General features: G+C 72.6%; 1 protein-coding gene. It reads right to left on the bottom strand.

Annotated elements, in window-relative coordinates; all coding sequences use genetic code 11:
- Positions 1–1,337 (bottom strand): YhjD/YihY/BrkB family envelope integrity protein (locus D7Y21_RS41170; protein ID WP_121718610.1); only part of this gene is annotated, 1,337 nt, incomplete at its 3' end.
- Positions 1,338–1,540 lie beyond the last annotated feature (203 nt).

The following is a 1,540-nucleotide window of genomic DNA, read 5'->3' as shown; positions in this document are numbered from 1 at the left end:
GGGGCGGGCGGGGCGAGCAGCCCCGGGCGCAGCGGCGTCACCAGGTCCAGCCACCGGGTGCGGCGCAGCAGGTCGACCCCGGCACAGTCGGCCGCCTGGAAAAGGGGTTCGAACTGTTCGAAGCCCGGGGCCTTGGGGCCCGTCCAGGTCTCCGGGCCGCCGGTGATCATCACCCCGTGCACGGCGAGCGTGGTGTCGGCGAGCGTGATGTCGGCGGGGTCCCGCGTGGGGCGCAGGCCGCCCCGCCGTCCCCGTTCCAGCAGGCGGGCCTCCACCATGCGGTCCACCACCTCGTGCACCAGCGACTCCGGCACGCGCAGCCGCGTGGCCAGCTCCCGGGGCAGGGGCGGGGTGGCGCCATCCACCCAGCACAGGGTGACGTCCTGGGCGACGCGCGCGCCCACCAGCTCGTGCGCGCGCGGGTGGCTGCCGAAGGCGAAGAGCGAGTCGCGGAAGGAGACGTGCTCCACGGCATAGGACAGCCGGGCGCCGAACAGCATCACCAGCCAGCTCACGTACACCCAGGCGAGGAACAGGGGCAGGGCGCCCAGCGACGCGTAGAGGGGGTTGTAGAGGAAGCTGCGCGCGGCGAACTCGGCGTACACCTGCTTCGCCAGCATCCAGCCCAGCCCGGCCACCAGTCCGCCCGCCAGCGCCGAGCGCACGCGCACGTGGGCGTAGGGCGTCCAGAGGTACAACAGCGTCAGGCTGCCCATGGCGATGAGCATGGTGCCCACCCCGATGAAGAACGGCGCGGAGGGGGCGTGGCTCTGCAGCAGCATGCGGACCCGGCCCGTGCCGGAGAAGGAGATGGCCAGGAAGATGGGGCCCAGCAGCAGCAGGCCCGCGTAGATGGACAGGCGCGTCAGCCATGGGCGCTGGCGCCGGATGCCCCACAGCTCGTTCACCGCGCCGTCGATGTGGCGCAGCAGCGAGCCCGCCGACAACAGCACCGCGAGGAAGCCCACGCTGCCCACCGCGATGGAGTCTCCCGGGTGCAGGAACCGGTCGAGCAGGGCGGCGGACTCCTCGCTGACCCCCGGCGCCAGCACCTCGGAGATGACGAAGCGCAGCTTCCGCTGGAACTGCTCCTGGTGGAGCGTGCGCAAGAGCACGATGCCCACGGTCAGCAGCGGCACCAGCGAGAACATGCTGATGTACGTGAGCGCGGCGGCGCGCAGGCGCAGGTTCTCGCCCATGAAGCCGCGCGCCACGGTGCGCCCCGCGAAGAAGATGTCCGCCGCGAAGCGGCCCGCTGACGTGGCCCCGATGGGCGCCCACACGCGGGCCGCTGCCTGGACCGCCCAGGCCCGTGCACGCACCAGCGAGCGCCGCACGCGCCAGGACAGCTTCCGGAACCTCAAGGCTCCCTCCCGGTGCGCTTCCAGCCCGGTGCGGCCAGGGCGCGGGAGTCCACGAGCGTGCGAAGGCGCGAAGGCGAGCGGTTCATCCCAGGCGATTCAAATGGGCCGGGGACTGAACGACCCCCCGGCGTGGAAGTGCCACCGTAGCCAAACCCCACCCCGCTGAACCAGCCCTC

Origin of the sequence: Corallococcus sp. AB045, assembly GCF_003668895.1 — a bacterium.
Lineage (GTDB): Bacteria > Myxococcota > Myxococcia > Myxococcales > Myxococcaceae > Corallococcus > Corallococcus coralloides.
This window is presented reverse-complemented; position numbering and strand designations above follow the sequence as displayed.